The sequence below is a fragment of the Microbacterium proteolyticum genome (genome assembly GCF_014192415.1).
GTDB classification, from domain to species: Bacteria; Actinomycetota; Actinomycetes; order Actinomycetales; family Microbacteriaceae; genus Microbacterium; species Microbacterium proteolyticum.
The window spans coordinates 724,475-739,451 of sequence record NZ_JACHXY010000001.1 but is presented as its reverse complement, the minus strand read 5'-3'; the positions used below and the strand labels follow the sequence as shown (position 1 = coordinate 739,451).

Annotated in this window: 15 protein-coding genes; 6 read left to right on the top strand and 9 right to left on the bottom strand. The window is 70.3% G+C overall.

What is annotated here, in order from left to right:
* Positions 1-103 precede the first annotated feature (103 nt).
* Together FHS07_RS03415 and FHS07_RS03410 are read left to right on the top strand one after the other, a co-directional pair.
* On the top strand, positions 104-796 hold the full coding sequence (locus tag FHS07_RS03415; protein ID WP_183418489.1) for a DUF998 domain-containing protein: 693 nt from the start codon (positions 104-106) through the stop codon (positions 794-796).
* Positions 789-1,040: a hypothetical protein gene (locus FHS07_RS03410; protein WP_183418488.1), complete on the top strand. Its 252-nt coding sequence runs from the start codon at positions 789-791 to the stop codon at positions 1,038-1,040. The genes FHS07_RS03415 and FHS07_RS03410 overlap by 8 nt, the downstream gene beginning before the upstream one ends.
* On the opposite strand, the gene FHS07_RS16375 is transcribed toward FHS07_RS03410, so the two are convergent.
* On the bottom strand, positions 1,015-3,486 hold the full coding sequence (locus FHS07_RS16375) for a LuxR C-terminal-related transcriptional regulator (protein ID WP_246383092.1): 2,472 nt from the start codon (positions 3,484-3,486) through the stop codon (positions 1,015-1,017). The genes FHS07_RS03410 and FHS07_RS16375 overlap by 26 nt on opposite strands.
* Positions 3,487-3,801: 315 nt before the next feature.
* On the opposite strand from FHS07_RS16375, the gene FHS07_RS16780 reads away from it, so the two are divergent.
* Positions 3,802-5,451: a polysaccharide biosynthesis tyrosine autokinase gene (locus tag FHS07_RS16780; protein WP_183418486.1), complete on the top strand. Its 1,650-nt coding sequence runs from the start codon at positions 3,802-3,804 to the stop codon at positions 5,449-5,451.
* 58 nt (positions 5,452-5,509) lie between these two features.
* On the opposite strand, the gene FHS07_RS03395 is transcribed toward FHS07_RS16780, so the two are convergent.
* Entirely contained in the window at positions 5,510-6,985 is a 1,476-nt protein-coding gene (locus FHS07_RS03395; RefSeq protein WP_183418485.1) for a sugar transferase, read from the bottom strand.
* Between the two features lie 350 nt (positions 6,986-7,335).
* Between FHS07_RS03395 and FHS07_RS03390 the strand changes: the two genes are divergently transcribed.
* Positions 7,336-7,611: a helix-turn-helix domain-containing protein gene (locus tag FHS07_RS03390; protein ID WP_183418484.1), complete on the top strand. Its 276-nt coding sequence runs from the start codon at positions 7,336-7,338 to the stop codon at positions 7,609-7,611.
* Positions 7,612-7,705: 94 nt separating this feature from the next.
* Positions 7,706-8,056 carry a DUF6907 domain-containing protein gene (locus FHS07_RS03385; RefSeq protein ID WP_183418483.1) on the top strand — a complete coding sequence of 117 codons (351 nt, stop codon included), beginning with the start codon at positions 7,706-7,708 and terminating at the stop codon, positions 8,054-8,056.
* Between the two features lie 16 nt (positions 8,057-8,072).
* Here the strand turns inward: FHS07_RS03385 and tatC are convergent, their stop codons facing one another.
* Both tatC and tatA read right to left on the bottom strand, forming a co-directional pair.
* Positions 8,073-8,804: a twin-arginine translocase subunit TatC gene (gene tatC / locus FHS07_RS03380; protein WP_183418482.1), complete on the bottom strand. Its 732-nt coding sequence runs from the start codon at positions 8,802-8,804 to the stop codon at positions 8,073-8,075.
* A gap of 62 nt (positions 8,805-8,866) precedes the next feature.
* A complete protein-coding gene (tatA, locus tag FHS07_RS03375; protein WP_425488139.1) occupies positions 8,867-9,118 on the bottom strand; it encodes a twin-arginine translocase TatA/TatE family subunit in 252 nt (83 codons plus the stop codon).
* A gap of 197 nt (positions 9,119-9,315) precedes the next feature.
* On the opposite strand from tatA, the gene FHS07_RS03370 reads away from it, so the two are divergent.
* Positions 9,316-9,978, top strand: coding sequence for an arsenate reductase/protein-tyrosine-phosphatase family protein (locus FHS07_RS03370; protein WP_183418481.1), 663 nt, complete (start codon positions 9,316-9,318; stop codon positions 9,976-9,978).
* Between the two features lie 304 nt (positions 9,979-10,282).
* Here the strand turns inward: FHS07_RS03370 and FHS07_RS03365 are convergent, their stop codons facing one another.
* The 5 genes from FHS07_RS03365 to FHS07_RS03345 form a co-directional block, all read right to left on the bottom strand.
* A complete protein-coding gene (locus FHS07_RS03365; RefSeq protein WP_183418480.1) occupies positions 10,283-10,717 on the bottom strand; it encodes a hypothetical protein in 435 nt (144 codons plus the stop codon).
* A gap of 47 nt (positions 10,718-10,764) precedes the next feature.
* Positions 10,765-12,771: an AarF/UbiB family protein gene (locus tag FHS07_RS03360; RefSeq protein ID WP_183418479.1), complete on the bottom strand. Its 2,007-nt coding sequence runs from the start codon at positions 12,769-12,771 to the stop codon at positions 10,765-10,767.
* 22 nt (positions 12,772-12,793) lie between these two features.
* A complete protein-coding gene (locus tag FHS07_RS03355) occupies positions 12,794-12,973 on the bottom strand; it encodes a hypothetical protein (protein ID WP_183418478.1) in 180 nt (59 codons plus the stop codon).
* A 104-nt stretch (positions 12,974-13,077) separates the two neighbouring features.
* Positions 13,078-13,302: a hypothetical protein gene (locus tag FHS07_RS03350; protein WP_055959202.1), complete on the bottom strand. Its 225-nt coding sequence runs from the start codon at positions 13,300-13,302 to the stop codon at positions 13,078-13,080.
* Positions 13,303-13,588: 286 nt separating this feature from the next.
* The gene (locus FHS07_RS03345; protein ID WP_183418477.1) at positions 13,589-14,914 is read right to left on the bottom strand and encodes a nucleotide sugar dehydrogenase; all 1,326 of its coding nucleotides are present in this window, start codon (positions 14,912-14,914) and stop codon (positions 13,589-13,591) included.
* Positions 14,915-14,977 lie beyond the last annotated feature (63 nt).

Sequence of the window (14,977 nt, the reverse complement as noted above, 5' to 3'; positions counted from 1 at the left end):
CCCCCGGCGCGAAATCACCCGCGCCGACAGGCAGATCACCTTGCACCCCTGAGGACGCGCGGGAGGAAACGATAAGGTGGCCGAGCCCGACCAGGAGGAGCCGATGACCGACACTCTCGAACGGCCCGTCGACGCGGAACCCGGGCGCATGAACACCCGCCCGGCGTGGCTGGCCCTGTTCGGCGCGATCGCCGCCTTCGCCAGCGCCGCGCTCATCTGGATCTGCCGTGCGGGTGATCCCAGCGTCCACTACGTCAGCCAGCTCGGGGCGACGGGGATGCCGACGGCGCCCCTGTTCAATCTCGCGCTCCTGCTGCTGGCAGTGGCAGCCGTCCTCGTCGATCGCGCCACGATCGCCCGCGGGGCCGGGTACGTGGTGGGGTGGCCGGTGGCGACGACCCTGCTGGTGTGCGGCCTCTGCTTCGGGGTGGCATCCGTGATCACCTGTTCTCCGGGCTGCCCCGTTCCGTTCACTCCCGGGTCCCTGGTGCAGGATTTCGTGCACATCTCGTTCGCGGTGCTGGGCTTCGTGCTGGCGATCGTGGCCATGGGTCAGGTCGCCGCGCTCCGTCGACGTCCGTGGATGCGGGCGGCCAGCATCATCACCCTGGTGGCGGTGGGTGCCACCTCGCTCACCGGTGCCATGATCGCTCTGTTCAAAGGCGACACCGTCCTCGGGGGCAATCTGGAGTTCACCGCCGCCACGCTCGCCATCGCGTGGTTCGGGGTCTTCGGGCTGCAGGTCTTCGCCGATCACCGGACGGCGCGCAGGCGCGCCGCTCGAAGCCATGAGTGACGGTCGCGGCCGAAGGAGCAGACCCGTCCGTCTTCGGCGCCTCCGTCAGGTGCTGTCGTGGATCCTTCCGCTGGCATCGTTCGTCGTCATCCTGCTCGTGCTCCGCGGCGCCGGCGTCCCGCTGTCCGTGCCGGGGGTCGTCGTCGTTCTGGTCGTGCTGGCGGTCGCTCGCGTGGTCGGGGCCCGGTCGCGGCGTCGCCGCGGCCGCGACCGGGCGCTCACACCTCCGGATCGGTCTCGATGAGCCCCCAGGCGTGCGCCGCCCTGATGGCGCTCGACCGGTCGGAGACCCCGAGCTTGCGGTAGAGACTCTGCAGCTGCGTCTTGACCGTGTTGGGCGAGACCACGAGGGCCTTCGCGATGTCGGAGATCGTCGACGTCGGGGTGAGATGCGCGAGGACCACCTGCTCGCGCTTCGTCAGATGGGGGACGCTCACCGATGAGGCGAAGAACGAGCATCTGCGGGTGATCTCGTCCCTCGAGGCGGGCGAGAGCATCTGCAGCACGAGAGCCCGGTCCTCCGGTGCGACGGCACTCCACGGACTCCACAGGTCGTGACGTGCGCTCAGCGCCTCGGCCCGCTGCGCGGCCGTGCGGTGCGCGGCGACGCCGTTCAAGCGCACATCCGCCACGACGCTCACGACGAGACTCTCGAGCGCGGCCCTCGGGGCAGGCTCGTGATGCAGCCCCCACTTCACGCTCATCACGAAGGCCTCGTGAGCCCGTCCTGCGTACAGCTGCGACAGGGCGATGGCGGGCGCCGTCGTCGACGCGAGCGCGAACGGTCCTTCGAACAGCGAGAGGGCTTTACGGGCTTGGCGGAGGGCGATGAGGACCTTCGCCCGCGCGGTCAGGATCTGGGTGGACTGGTAGTGCGACGGCGGCGTGCTCCGCGCCCGCCCCATCCAGGTGCGCAGAAGCCCGAGTGCGTCCGAGGCCGACCCGGACAGCAGGAACGACAGAGCGTGCACGGCGGCCGCGAACGGCCACAGCTCGCGCGCTCCCGCCGTCGCCGGGATGTCGTCGAGCAGAGCACGCGCGCCCGCCGCGTCACCCGTCTCCAGCTCCAACCACGCTTCCGCGAGCCGGATGCCCTCCCCCCAGGGGGATCTGCGCCAGTTGTCGTCCCTGTCGGGGGTCAGAACCTGACGGGCACTGCGGACATCGCCTTCGAGCAGGTCGATGATCGCGATGACGCCACGGGCCCGCATCCGAAGTGCCGGGGGTGCGGCCCCCTCGACGTGAGTGAGCGACGTGCGCGCGTCGCGCAGTTTTCCCATCGCCAATGAGGTCATCCCGATCTGGTACCAGGCCTCGCAGGTCACCTCGGGCCGCAGGTCGCGCGACCTGCGGACGACGTCGCCGAGCATGGTCGCAGCCTCCGTGGAGAGCGCGAAGCGGCCGGCCGCTCGCAGGAGGCTCACGCGGAGGATCAGGGCGTCGAGGTTGCCCGAGGCGGCGCTCTTGGCGTCCGGAAGCTGACCGAGCGCCGCCACGACGAGACCGGGAGTGTCGAGCGACGTCGCCGTCACGGGATCGAGCATCAGCAGTACGTCGACCACCGCCGGCGTCATGGACGCGCGCGTTCGCAGATGAGCGACCAGCTGCTCGAAGCCCTGCGGATCGCGTGCCCAGATCTCCGGGCCCGACGAGCGCAGCACGCCGGCGAGGGTGGTCCACTGCGCGGCGTCGGTCGCCAACTGTGCGGCGAGCAGGGGTTCGCCGCCGTCGACGAGGTGGGCGAGCAGGCGCAGGCGGGCGCGGCCCACGTCATCGGGCCGGCGCGCGGTGATCTCACGCAGCCACTGCTCCCGGATGGGCTCGGCGAGGGTCAGTCGCGTCGAACTCGGCCACATGAAACCCGCATCCCGCAGGTGGGCGACCAACTCGCCCGTGGATCCCGACATCGGATCCACCCCCATCGCATCGGCGATCGCCACGGTCACGTGGGGGGCGACGGCCAGCAGGCGTACGTCATCGGACACGGGCATGTCCAGACGCTGCTCGAGATCGGCGGTCAACGCGGCATTGGCGTACTCGGCCACCGCCATCGCCTCGTCGCGCGTGCGCAGCGGCATGCCTTCGAGGCGAAGGCGGGCGCTGGCGAGTTGCACGAGTGCGGGCCACCCGTGGGTGCGCTCCGCGAGCGCGTCGATCCCCACCTCCGTGGTCGCGACCCCGTTCAGTTCCAGGACCTCCGCGAGTTCGTCCCTCGTCATGAGCAGGTGCTCGGCGGGGATCACCTGCACGTCGAACTCGAGGGCAACCAGCGGGCTCTCCAATCCCGACGCCTGTCGGGTGGCCACGACGATCTGCAGGTTCGAGTCGGAGCGGAGAAGGTGCAGCAGGTGGTCGGTCGACAGCCCCGCCCCTTCGACGTGGTTGTCGATCAGCAGAACGTGCGCGCTCGGCCCCTCCGCGAACGCCGCGAGGATCTGCGGAATACTCTCGGGGGTGGTGAGGCTGCCGTCGATGAACTGGACGCCGCGCTGGGTGTCGTCGTCGAGGTAGGCGGCGAACTGCCGGAGCAGAGATGTCTTGCCCACTCCGGCCGGGCCCCGCAGGAGCACGACGTCGCTCGTGAGGGCGTCGCGCAGGAGTGCGAGGGAATGGGTGCGTGCGGCCCAGAACCGGCTGATCCGCCGGACCGAGCGAACGGCGGTGGGAACGGTGTCCACGTCGATGAGCATCGGAACCTCCAGGTGATCGGGACGACCTCTTCCTTGGGCGGGCGAAGAGGTCCGTCATCGCGGCGAGACCTCCACCGCGTGTAGATGATCCTGAGGGTGAAGGCGAGTCGGATCGGGCGAAAAGCGCATCTTTCATCCCACTCGTCATCCCCTTCTCACCCCTGTGGCGTCACCCCTGTGATCGCCCGAACTCCCCTCCGGCGCCGCCTTCGCCCGCGGCGCCGGGACCGCGGGCGCGCCGGGACCGGCGCGTGCCTGTGCCTATGCTGCGGGCGACCCGACGGTGCCGCCGTCGCGTCGCGAAAGGCGGACGTTGTGGACATTCAACGGATGGTGCGCGTCGTGCGCGCCTATTGGAAGGCGATCGTCGCCCTGATCGTCGTGGGCGGGTTGGCGGGGTTCGGATGGAGCGCGCTGCAGCCGCGGGTGTACACCGCAGACGCGAGCGGCTACGTGGCCGCTGTGGCGTCCGACGGCTCCACGGGCGCCGCGCTCGCCGGAGATCAGCTCGCTCTGTCCAAGGTGAAGTCGTTCATCGACATGGGCTACTGGCGCAGCGTCGCCGAGACCGCGCGCGGCGAACTCGGGATCTCCGACAGCCCGGAGTCCCTCGTTCAGCGTGTCCGGGTCTCGAACCCGATCGAGACCGTCAACGTGCGAGTGGATGCCACGGGGCCGACGCCGGAGTCCGCGCGCGACCTCGCAGAGGCGTGGATCCGTGGCATGACGGAGGAGGTCGACCAGCTCGAGACGGGTGGGGGCGGGCAGAGCGCGGTGCGGCTGGTCGCCGGCGACTCGGCGCGTCTGCCGACCGCCCCATCGTCGCCGAACGTGCGGCTCGCCGTCACCCTCGGGGCGCTCGCCGGTGGCGTGGCCGGACTCGTCTTCGCCCTCGTCCGACGGGCGTTCGACCGGCGGGTGCGTTCGGCTCGCGACATCACCGACGCCGTCGACGCCTCCGTCGTCGGCGTCCTCCCCGTCGACAAGGAGCTGGCCGGGGGGCGCGCGGTGTTCTCCTTCGACGACATCAAGGACGGTCGCGGGTCCTTCGCGCATAAGGAGGCGATGCGCGAGCTGCGGACCAACCTGCAGTACGTCGACGTCGACCGCCCGGCCCGCGTCCTGGTGGTCACCAGCCCGCTCCCCGGTGACGGCAAGTCGACGATCGCCGCGAACCTCGCCGTGAGCATCGCGGCCACGGGACAGTCCGTCGTCCTCATCGACGCCGACATGCGGCGCCCGGTCGTGGGCGGCATGTTCGGGTTCTCCGACGACGTGGGTCTGTCGGACGTGCTCGCAGGTCGAGCGCAGATCGAGCAGGTCGCGCACCAGGTCGACGAACACGGGCGTCTGTTCGTGGTCGCCGCGGGACGGACGCCCCCGAACCCGAGCGAGATGGTGGGATCGCAGCGCATGCAGTCGCTCGCCCGCAAGCTCGCGGACGACATGGTCGTCATCATCGACTCGCCGCCGACCCTTGCCGTCGCCGATGCGGCCGTCATCGCGAGCTGGGCCGACGGGGCCGTGCTCGTCGTGACCGCCGGTCGCACGACCGACGACATGCTGACCCGCGCGACCGACAACATCACCAAGACCCGCGGGCATCTCCTGGGGATCGTGTTGAACCGGATGCCGTTGCGCGGTGCCGATTCCGGCTATTACGGATCGCAGTACGGCGGGTACTACGGGTACGGCGCGCCGGGCTCCCCGGCGAAGGGCTGGTGGCGTCTGGGTCTGCGTCGACGGGGGAAGAAGGCCGATGCGGTCGACGCCGAGCAGGAGGCGGGACCGCGCCGACGGTCTGGCGGGCTGCCGCCGGAGAATGTCAGCGGGTTGCGCACACTGTCGCAGCGGAGGATGTCCGCCACGGCCGAGGGTGAAGCCGCGAGCGAAATGACGGTCGCACCCATCGCGGAGCCCGGCGCCGTCGACACGATGAGCCGCCGTCGCACCCGTCGGGGCTGACCACCTCCGCGCACACGACGAAGGCGCCGGCTCGCAGGAGCCGGCGCCTTCGTCGTGTTCAGTGCGCGGTACCGCCTGGAGCCAGCACCGCCTTGAAGGTGCGGAGCAGAATGACGATGTCGCCGACGAGCGACCAATTCTCGACGTAGAAGAGGTCCAGGCGGATGGCGTCGTCCCAGGCGAGAGCCGATCGACCGCTGACCTGCCACAGTCCGCTCATCCCCGGACGGACGATGAGGCGGCGGTGGGCGTCGTTGTCGTAGAACTCCACCTCGGCTTCGCGCTGCGGACGAGGACCGACGAGGCTCATCTGGCCTCCCAGGACATTGAACAACTGCGGCAGCTCGTCGAGCGAGAACTTGCGGAGCCACCGTCCGACCGACGTGATGCGAGGGTCGTTCTCGACCTTGAACAGGGGTGTGCCGTCGCGTCCCTGCTCGCTGAGCAGCTCTTGCAGGCGGGAATCGGCGCCGTCCACCATGGAACGGAACTTCAGCATGCCGAACCGACTGCCGCCCTGGCCGACGCGCTCCTGCCGATAGAGGATCGGGCCGGGGCCGGAAGCGCGCACGAGCACGGCCAGCGCGGCGAAGATCGGTGCCAGGACGACGACGAGCATGCCCGCTCCCACGATGTCGAATGCGCGCTTCAGGACGCGTTGCGTGATCGAGTACTGCGGGGTCTCGATGTGCACCAAGGGGAGTCCTGCGACGGGACGCGTGTGCAATCGCGGTCCGGCCACGTCGGTGAGGTTGACGGCGACGATGAGATGCTGACGGCCCGGGTCGAGGCTCCAACCGATCCGGCGGATGTCGTGTGCATCGACCGCGGCGCCGCCGGAGACGAGGACGCTATCGGCATCGAGGTCGTCGAGTCGTCGGCGTAGGTGGCGGGTCTGCTCCTCCGACCACGTCGATCCGAACTCGGCACGGTCGAGGGTGTGGACACCGACGACCTGGAGCCCCGCTGACGGCTGACGGGCGAGCTCGGTGGCCACACGCGCATTCTCCTCGGCGCTGCCGATGAGCACGACGCGTGCGCTCATCGAGCCGCCCCGCCTTCTCCGAGCGAGCCCGCTGCGACAGAGGAGCCTGCCGATGATCAACGCCATGCAGCCGAGCGGGAGTCCGAGGAGGAAATACCCGCGGGACAGCTCCGCACCCGTCAGGTACGCGACGATGGCCACCAGTCCGAACAACTGCACGGACGCGCCGACGACGAGCCGGTACTCGGCGACGCCGTAGCCGACGACGCGGGCCTGTCGGGTGCCCCAGAGCGACAGTGCAGCCATCCACGCGATGCTCAGTCCGACCGAGACGGTCGTGTACGTGAACGGCGAAGAAGCGACGGCGACGGGGCGCGGGCCGAGCCACAGGACCTGAGTGCCGAGGGTGACCGCCGTCACGACGATGGCGTCCACGATGGTCACCCATCGCGCGTACCGACGCTGCCAGGGAGACGCGCGCGGTCGGGGGCGGGGGGTGATGTCTCCCCACTGCTCAGGTGACTCGATGAGTGAGACGGATGTACTCATGTGTGCTCCGTGGTCCAGGCCCGTCGGGTGTTCACGAGACCGGCGTCCGGGGTTGGACGCAGCGGTGGGCGCGGGCACTCTCTCACCGCCCCGCCCGGGCCCGACGGCCCGGAGCGGCCGCAGGGACGGGGTGAGGCGCCGCGCGAAGGCCTTTCGTCGTGAGGCGACCGGCCTGTCGGAACCCGCTCGTGGACGACGGCGCAGCGGCGCGCGAGGACGATCGCCTCCGCACTCACCCGGCCAGGACGGCGCCTCACCTCAGGCGGGGGTGACGTGCGACGGCGCGCGGGGGACCCGTGGGGAATGTTTACATGTTCATGTGAGAGTGGGTGGGCCTGCAAGCTGGACCGATGAGCGACGAGCCCGACCCCTGGAACGACTTCGCGCGCGAGCTCGGCGCCCGGATGCTGCGCGCCCGAGCCGAGAAGCGGATGTCGCAGGAGCAGGTGGCTCATGCCGCGGGTCTTGCGACCTTCACCTATCGGAAGCTGGAGAAGGGCGAGTCGAACCCAGGTACGGCGGCGAACCCGAGACTGCGCACACTGGTGGCGCTCGCCGACGTGCTGGGCGTGCCGCTGCGCGAGCTGATCCCGGCTCCTCCGCAGGGGCTTCCCCCCGCGCACTGACCTCGATGTCGGAGGTTCGCGGTTCACTTCGTTCGTGCCCACCGATGTTCGGGTCGTCGTCGCGTACGACGGCCTCGCGAGAAAGGTGTCAGGCATGAACGAGGGATTCCCCACCGACGGCGTCGACCGCGGGCGGTGCATCCACCCGTGGTGCGTCACTGAGCACGGCGTCACGGTGCACCCCAATGACGAAGATCATCGCAGTGCGGGTGTCGCCCTGACGGTGAGGGCCCGCAGGGCTGAGGCGCACGGCTCCGGAGAAGCGACCGAGCTCGAGCTCGGCGCGCTTCGCCGCGCCGGGGAGTCCGAGACGTGGATCGTCATCGAGACGGGGATCGGCGCCTCGCTGGCGCTGACCCGTGACGGCGCGCGGCTCTTGCAACGACGGCTCCACGACGAGATCGGACCCGGCGGGACCCTCGCTCGCGACGGCGACGAGCGCTGAGCCGGCGCCGCGCCGATCAGGCAGATGAGCGCGCGCGGCGCGCCGACCGGTGGTCGTGCACCCACGTCCACGCGGCCGCACCGACGTAGAGCACGCAGAGCGGCAACGCGATGATGCCCATGCTCATCAGGTCGGCCGGGGGCGTCACGGCTGCAGAGAAGACGACGATCACGACGAGCGCGACGCGCCAGCCCCGCACGACGCTGCGAGCGCTCAGCACGCCGACCGCGTTGAGGGCGATGATCGCCAACGGCGAGACGAAGGCCAGACCGACGCCGACTACGAGCTTGAGAAGAAAATCGAAGTACTGGCTGGCGGTGAGCATGGTCGTCGAGCCCGACGGGGCGAACCCGGCCAGCAGCTCGACGATCTGCGGCACGACCATCCAGCCGAAGCCGGCACCCCCGAGGAACAGCGGCACGGCAAGGCCGACGAAGGTGACGCCGGTGCGTCGTTCGCGCGACGTGAGCCCGGGCACGAGGAATGCCCAGGTCTGAGCGATCCACACCGGCGACGCGAGCACGATGCCGACGGTCAGGGCGATCTTGAACCTCAGATCGAACGCTTCGCCGATGCGAGTGAAGTTGAGCCCCGTCATCGAGGGGCCGTGCACGTGGGAGAGCGGTTCGGCGGCGGCCGCGATGAGGGCGTCCGACAGCGTGAATCCGACCACTCCGCCGATCACGACGGCGATCGCGGCGATCGTCAGGCGCTTGCGCAACTCAGACAGATGGGACAGGAGGGGCATGGCCCCTCCTGTCCCATCTGCGGGACGCCGCTCGCGCGGGCTGCGAGCCCTTTGCGCCCGCGTCACGTCGTGGTCGACGACCCGGGCCGGGTGCGGTCCGAGTCTGCGTGCGTGGTCGGCTCGTCTTCGCTCGTGGAGGCGGCGTCCTTGCTCTCGGAGCGGAGGATGCGCACCGACTCGCCGACGCTCTTGGCCAGCCCGGGGAGCTTCGCCGCGCCGAACAGGAGCAGGACGACGGCGAGGATGAGGAGGAGGTGCCAGCCGGAGAATGCGTTCCCGAAGATGCCCATGACGACCTTTCGTGTGGGGGTCAAGGTCCCATGTTCGGGCGGACTCGCCGGCATCCGTCGAAGGCGACCGCAACCTCGCCCGTCGGCATCCGGGATATCACCCTGTGGGGCAGGGGCGGGTGTCAGCCACCGACGGGCGATGGCGGTGGGGGCATCCGTTTGACTGGGCGCTGAGGCGACCGTCGCACGGGCGGGTCGCTCTGTCGGGAGAGGGAACCGCGTTGGGCAATCGCATCGTCGTCGTCTGTACGGCCAACATGATCCGTTCGCCCTTCGTCGCCGGGCTCCTCTCGTCACGGCTGGCGTCGACGACGCACGACCGTCCGCAGGTCGAGAGCGCCGGGACGGCGGCGAGGTCGGGAGACGAGGCGGCGGCAGAGATCGTCGACCTCGGCCGCACCTACGGGCTCGACCTCTCCACTCATCGCACGCGACGGCTCGACGACGGCGTCCTCGCGACCGGCGACACGGTGCTGTGTGCGGAACGCGCCCACCGCAGGGTGGTGCTCGATCTGCGCCCCGACCTCCTCTCGAGCGTGTTCACGGTGCGGGAGTTCGCGCGGCTCGTGGACGACGAGGCCGTGCAAGCCGCTGCGTCCGACTGGGCCGGGCTCGTCCGGGCGGCGTCGCGGGCGCGTCTGGCCGGGCGGGTGGCGGCGGACGAGGTCGACGATGTCATCGACCCCGTCGGCCGGCCGCAGCACGTGTGGACGGAGTTCGAGCGCCAGGCCACCCGGGCCGTGTCGACGATCCTGGGGGCGATCGCGGGACTGCCCGCGACGGGGTCTCCCGTCGAGGCGCCGCAACGGGTTCCCGGGACACGCCGCGAGTACCGGACCCGCCATGACGTGCCATCGAGTCGCCGCGCGGCGCGAGAGGGTTGAGATGTTCGGCATCGAACTCGACAAGCTCATCTTCGTCGGCGTCCTGATAGGGCTGATCGTGGGGCCCGCGCGCCTCGTCGGATGGCGCCGGAAAGTGCCGCAGATGGTCGGACGCGTGCATGCCCTGTACCAGCAGGGCAGAGCCCAGGTCACGCGCGATCTCGACGAGATGGCCCCCGACTGGCGCGAGTACGATCCGCGGCAGTTGCATCCCCGACGCATCCTGAGCGAGCTCGGGGCCGACGTGCGGAAGGCGACCGGGAGTGACGGCGAGCGGGTGGAATCCGGCATACCGACGGGTGAATCACCGGTTGAGCCGAAGGCGCATGCCCGCGACGAGCAGAGCCGCCGTGAGGCTGCCGGCGACGCTCGCGGCGACGTCGGAGATGCTGCGGACGCGGGCGGGCGGGATGAGCCCCTGGGCGATCTCGACGAGCGTCGGAACGATCCTCGCGGTGACCAGCACCGCCCAGGCGCATCGCTGCCGGAGGGGCGCCAGAAGCCCGCCGAACGGCAAGAGGAGCAGCACGTCCAGGCCGAAATCCCCCTCCCGGCGAGTGGCGGACGGGAACGGACGGAACGCGAGGCGGAAGACCACGTCCGCATTCCGGTCGAGATGGTCGGGCCACCGAACCATGACCGCGAGGGCGACGAGGGAGATCGTCGCGGCGACGATCCCGAGCCGAGCGACGGTCGTGAAGGGTCGACGGCCTCCGGAGGGATCTGGGACGGAAGGCACGCCGCACCGTAAGCGGCGCCCCGCCCCGTGGACCCGCCGCGCGCGGCTCAGCTGCGACGGGTGAAGCCGCGGCGCACGATTCTGAGCAACCCGAGGAAGCCGAAGAGCCCGATGACGGCGCCCAGAACGGCGAAGAGGGTGATCGACCCGCCCAGGACGGGGCCCCCGCCCGCGATGACGAGCACGACGGCGATGACCACCGCCGCGATCGAGACCAGCGTCGATGCGATCTCGCCGGTCGCGCGCGCCAGGATGCCGCTGATGTCGGAGCCGTCCTGTCCGCGCAGGGTGATGCCGATCGAGCCCTTCTCGGCTCCGGTCAGGAGGGCGTCGAGCCGACGGGGGACCTGCTCGAGACGCGCGAGGGCGATCACGGATTGGGCCTGGAGGTCGGTCACCATCCGCGAGAGCGACAGGGTGCGCCGCAGCAACATGGGCATGAGCGGCAGGGCTCGGCCGGCCATGTCGAAGTCGTCGACGAGCACCCGCAAGCATCCCTCGAGCGTGGCGAAGCTGCGGAAGGCCGAGGCCAGCTCGCCCGGAAGTGCGATGCGGTGCTGACGGATGACGTCGACCATTCGCGTGAAGATCGATCCGTGTCCGGTCGTGCGCAGGTGTTCGGTCGTGAGGACGACGCCCACGTCGTGGCGGAAGGCGTCGAAATCGAGATCGTCGGGGACGTCGACGATGAGCAGCAGCGCATCGGCGGCGGCGACGTCGTTCTCGCTGAGCGCCGCCAGCAGCAGGGCGGTCAGATGCTGGCGCCGACTGCGTTCGATGATCCCCACGGCCCCGAAGTCGATCATCCCGAGTGTCCCGTCGGTGCGCAGGAGCACGTTACCCGGGTGCAGATCGGCGTGGAAGACGCCGTAGACGAGGATCTGCTCGATGACCGTCGACATCAGCACCTGCGCAAGACGGTCGCGTTGCGCGGCATCCATGGCCGATAACCGGTCGGCGGAGTCGCTCAGCGCCGTGCCGTCGACGAGCTCCATCGTCAGCACCCGCTGATGCGACGCCGACGGGAAGACGCGGGGCGCCGCGACGACACCGCGCCGGCCCGGTTCCGCGCGGTCGATCTCGTCGAGGGTCGCGCCGATCATCAAGGTGTTGCGCGCTTCGATGCGGTAGTCGAGCTCCTCGAGCAGGGTGGCGGTGAAGCCGCGCGTGACAGCCTCGAGGCGCAGATCGCGACCGACACGGGTGCGCGCCTCGGCGCGGTGCGCCAGGCGACCGATGATGTCGGCATCCGCCTCGACCTGGGCGCGCGCCGCGGGGCGCTGGACTTTCACGACCACATGAGTGCCGTCGAGAAGGCGCGCCCGGTGAACCTGAGCGACGGAGGCCGCGGCGAGGGGAGTGGGCTCCACATCGGCGAACACCTGATCGATCGTGGTTCCGAGGTCCGCCTCGATGACCTGTCGCACCGTGGACCACGGCAGCGTCGTGGCGTTCGTCTGCAGGGACGCCAACGCGCTGAGATACGGCTCGGGCACGAGGTCGCGGCGGGAGGAGAGCACCTGGCCCAGTTTGACGAAGGTGACTCCCGCGTCGTTGATCGTCGCGACGATGGCGTTCGCGCGCTCCTCGGACGTGCTCAACTGCTCTTCGACCTGGGAGCGGCCGCCGTGGAACAGCCAGCCCACGCCGTGTCGCGAGGCGATGGTGAGGATCTCGAGATAGCGGCGCGTGCGCTTGCGCTGACGCAGCGCCGCGCGGACGAGGTCGATCGGGTTGGGCATTGCTCGCGTCGGGAAGATCGCCTCGCTCGCGACGAGCGCCGCGACACCGAGGGCGAAAACCCAGGCGAGTGACAGGGCGACGAGTCCGACCCACAGCCACACCTCTTCGGCGGGGATCGTGTCGCCCGCGGCGCCGAGGCCCGTCTGCCGCAGGGTCCAGGCAGCCGATGGCACGCCCAGCACGAACACGAGCAGACCCACCACGATGCTCCGCGGCCATCCCACCGCGGTGCCGATAATGCGGCGCGCGACGAAGCCGACGAGCACCGCCGAGACGACGGCGGAAATCGAGATGAGGATACTGGCGACCACGGGGTCAGCGTAGCCGCCGCGGTCAGCCGATCAGAGCGAGTGCGCAGTCCGGACACCGCCAGGCGAGGGCCCGGCCCGCCTGCCAGGGCTCGCACGTACGCAGGCACCGGGGGCACTGCGGCGCGAAGCCGACGGCATCGTCGACGAGGTCGTCGACGTCGCCGACTCCGCGGATGAAGAGGGGAGGCGGGATGATGTGCATGGGTCTCCTCGGTGTGACGTGCACATTTTTACATGCGCACGTCGGAGGCGGTGGATGTCATCCACAGGGTGCTCGCCTCGCGCCCACCCTCTCGTCGCCCCGCCTCAGTGACGCAGGTCGCGGAACGTCTTCTTCGCGCGCTTCTCCGCCGCCGCTGCGGCTTTCTTGGCGGCCTTGTGACGGCGCTTGCGGGCGCGAGGGTCGTTCCACAGGCGGACCACCTGATGTCCCACCGATTCCCGGTTCTTCACCTGGACCCTCGAGGTGCGGGTGCCCACCACATAGGCGATCAGCGCGACGGCGCCGACCAGGATGATCTTGTTGCGCATGGCATCCTCCGTTCGGACGAGGCGGTCCCCCTCACCGGCTCCACCCCGATGGCGGTGGAGGTAGGGGCTCGTCACCTAGAAGACGTGTCGAAACGATGATTCGTCACGCCCGCTCCGTGTCGTCCTGTCGCCGAGCACGGGGAGCGGCAGACGCGGGCCCCCGGAGGTACGGCCGCTCGGCGCGGACTTCGACCCACGGCACTCTGCCGCAGGCCGATGCAACCCGCTCGCCACAGAGAAGACGCCCCGACCGCACGGTCGGGGCGTCTCGCCTAGGGCGCGTCGATCAGGGGCGACCCATGCCGAAGTAGGTCCAGCCCGCGGCGCGCCACGCGGCGGGGTCGAGGCAGTTGCGGCCGTCCACGACGACGAGTCCACGAGCGAGCGACGCGGCGTGCTCGGGGGAGAGTTCACGGCGGTACTCATCCCACTCCGTGACGACGATGACGGCATCGGCGTCGCGCAGGGTCGCGTCAAGGTCTTCTTCGTAGGTCAGCTGCGGGTGGAGGCGACGCGCGTTCTCGATCGCAGCGGGGTCGGTCAGCGTGACGCGGGCACCCAGGCCGTGCAGACGCACGGCGACGTCGAGCGCGGGGGAGTCGCGGATGTCGTCGCTGTGCGGCTTGAAGGCCGCACCGAGCACGGCGATCTTCTTCTCGAACACGCTGCCGCCGAGCGCGTCGGTGGTGAGCTCGACGGCGCGATCGCGCCGACGGAGGTTGATGGCGTCGATCTCGCGCAGGAAGGCGACGGACTCGCCGCGGCCGAGCTCCTCGGCGCGGGCCGAGAAGGCGCGGATGTCCTTCGGGAGGCAGCCGCCGCCGAAGCCGATCCCGGCGCCGAGGAAGCGCCGTCCGATGCGGGCGTCGTGGCCGATGGCGTCGGCCAGCGTGGTGACGTCGGCACCGGTGACCTCGGCGATCTCGGCGATGGCGTTGATGAAGCTGATCTTGGTCGCCAGGAACGCGTTCGCGGAGACCTTCACCAGCTCGGCCGTGGCGTAGTCGGTGACGATGAAGGGCGTTCCCTTGGCGATGGAGGGGTGATAGACCTCGCGCAGCACCTGCGCCGTCCGTTCGCCCTCTGCGGTCGGAGCGCCGTTCTCGGTGGGGACGCCCGCCACGAGGCGGTCGGGGTCGATGGTGTCCTGCACCGCCCAGCCTTCGCGGAGGAACTCGGGGTTCCACACGAGGGTGGCCCCACGCTCGGCCACACGGGGAGCGAGGCGAGCGGCGGTGCCGACGGGGACCGTGGACTTGCCCGCGACGATGTCGCCCTCGCTGAGGTAGGGCAGCAGGCCGTCGATGGCGGCATCCACGTAGGTGAGGTCGGCGGCATGCCCGCCGGCCTGCTGCGGGGTGCCGACGCCCACGAAATGCACCTTCGCGCCCTGCGCGGCAGCCATGTCGGTGGTGAATGAAAGGCGCCCCGACGCGATGCCCTCGGTCAGGATCTCTTGCAGGCCCGGCTCGAAGAAGGGCGCCTGGCCCTTCGACAGGACGGCGATCTTGCGCTCATCGACGTCGATACCGACGACCTCGTGACCGATGGATGCCATGGCCGCGGCGTGCACGGCCCCCAGGTAGCCGCAACCAACTACAGACAGACGCACGATGGAAGCCTTTCGGAGGGGTGTCGCCCCGCGCCGGCGGTGCCGGCTCGCGGGTGTGGGAGG

Coding starts and splice junctions, on each gene's coding strand:
- FHS07_RS03390 (WP_183418484.1), top strand. CDS start 7,336: ATGAGCGACGAGCCCGACCCCTGGAACGACTTCGCGCGCGAGCTCGGC.
- FHS07_RS03350 (WP_055959202.1), bottom strand. CDS start 13,302: ATGCGCAACAAGATCATCCTGGTCGGCGCCGTCGCGCTGATCGCCTAT.
- FHS07_RS03355 (WP_183418478.1), bottom strand. CDS start 12,973: ATGCACATCATCCCGCCTCCCCTCTTCATCCGCGGAGTCGGCGACGTC.
- FHS07_RS16375 (WP_246383092.1), bottom strand. CDS start 3,486: ATGCTCATCGACGTGGACACCGTTCCCACCGCCGTTCGCTCGGTCCGG.
- FHS07_RS03410 (WP_183418488.1), top strand. CDS start 789: ATGAGTGACGGTCGCGGCCGAAGGAGCAGACCCGTCCGTCTTCGGCGC.
- tatC (WP_183418482.1), bottom strand. CDS start 8,804: ATGCCCCTCCTGTCCCATCTGTCTGAGTTGCGCAAGCGCCTGACGATC.
- FHS07_RS03415 (WP_183418489.1), top strand. CDS start 104: ATGACCGACACTCTCGAACGGCCCGTCGACGCGGAACCCGGGCGCATG.
- FHS07_RS03395 (WP_183418485.1), bottom strand. CDS start 6,985: ATGAGTACATCCGTCTCACTCATCGAGTCACCTGAGCAGTGGGGAGAC.
- FHS07_RS03385 (WP_183418483.1), top strand. CDS start 7,706: ATGAACGAGGGATTCCCCACCGACGGCGTCGACCGCGGGCGGTGCATC.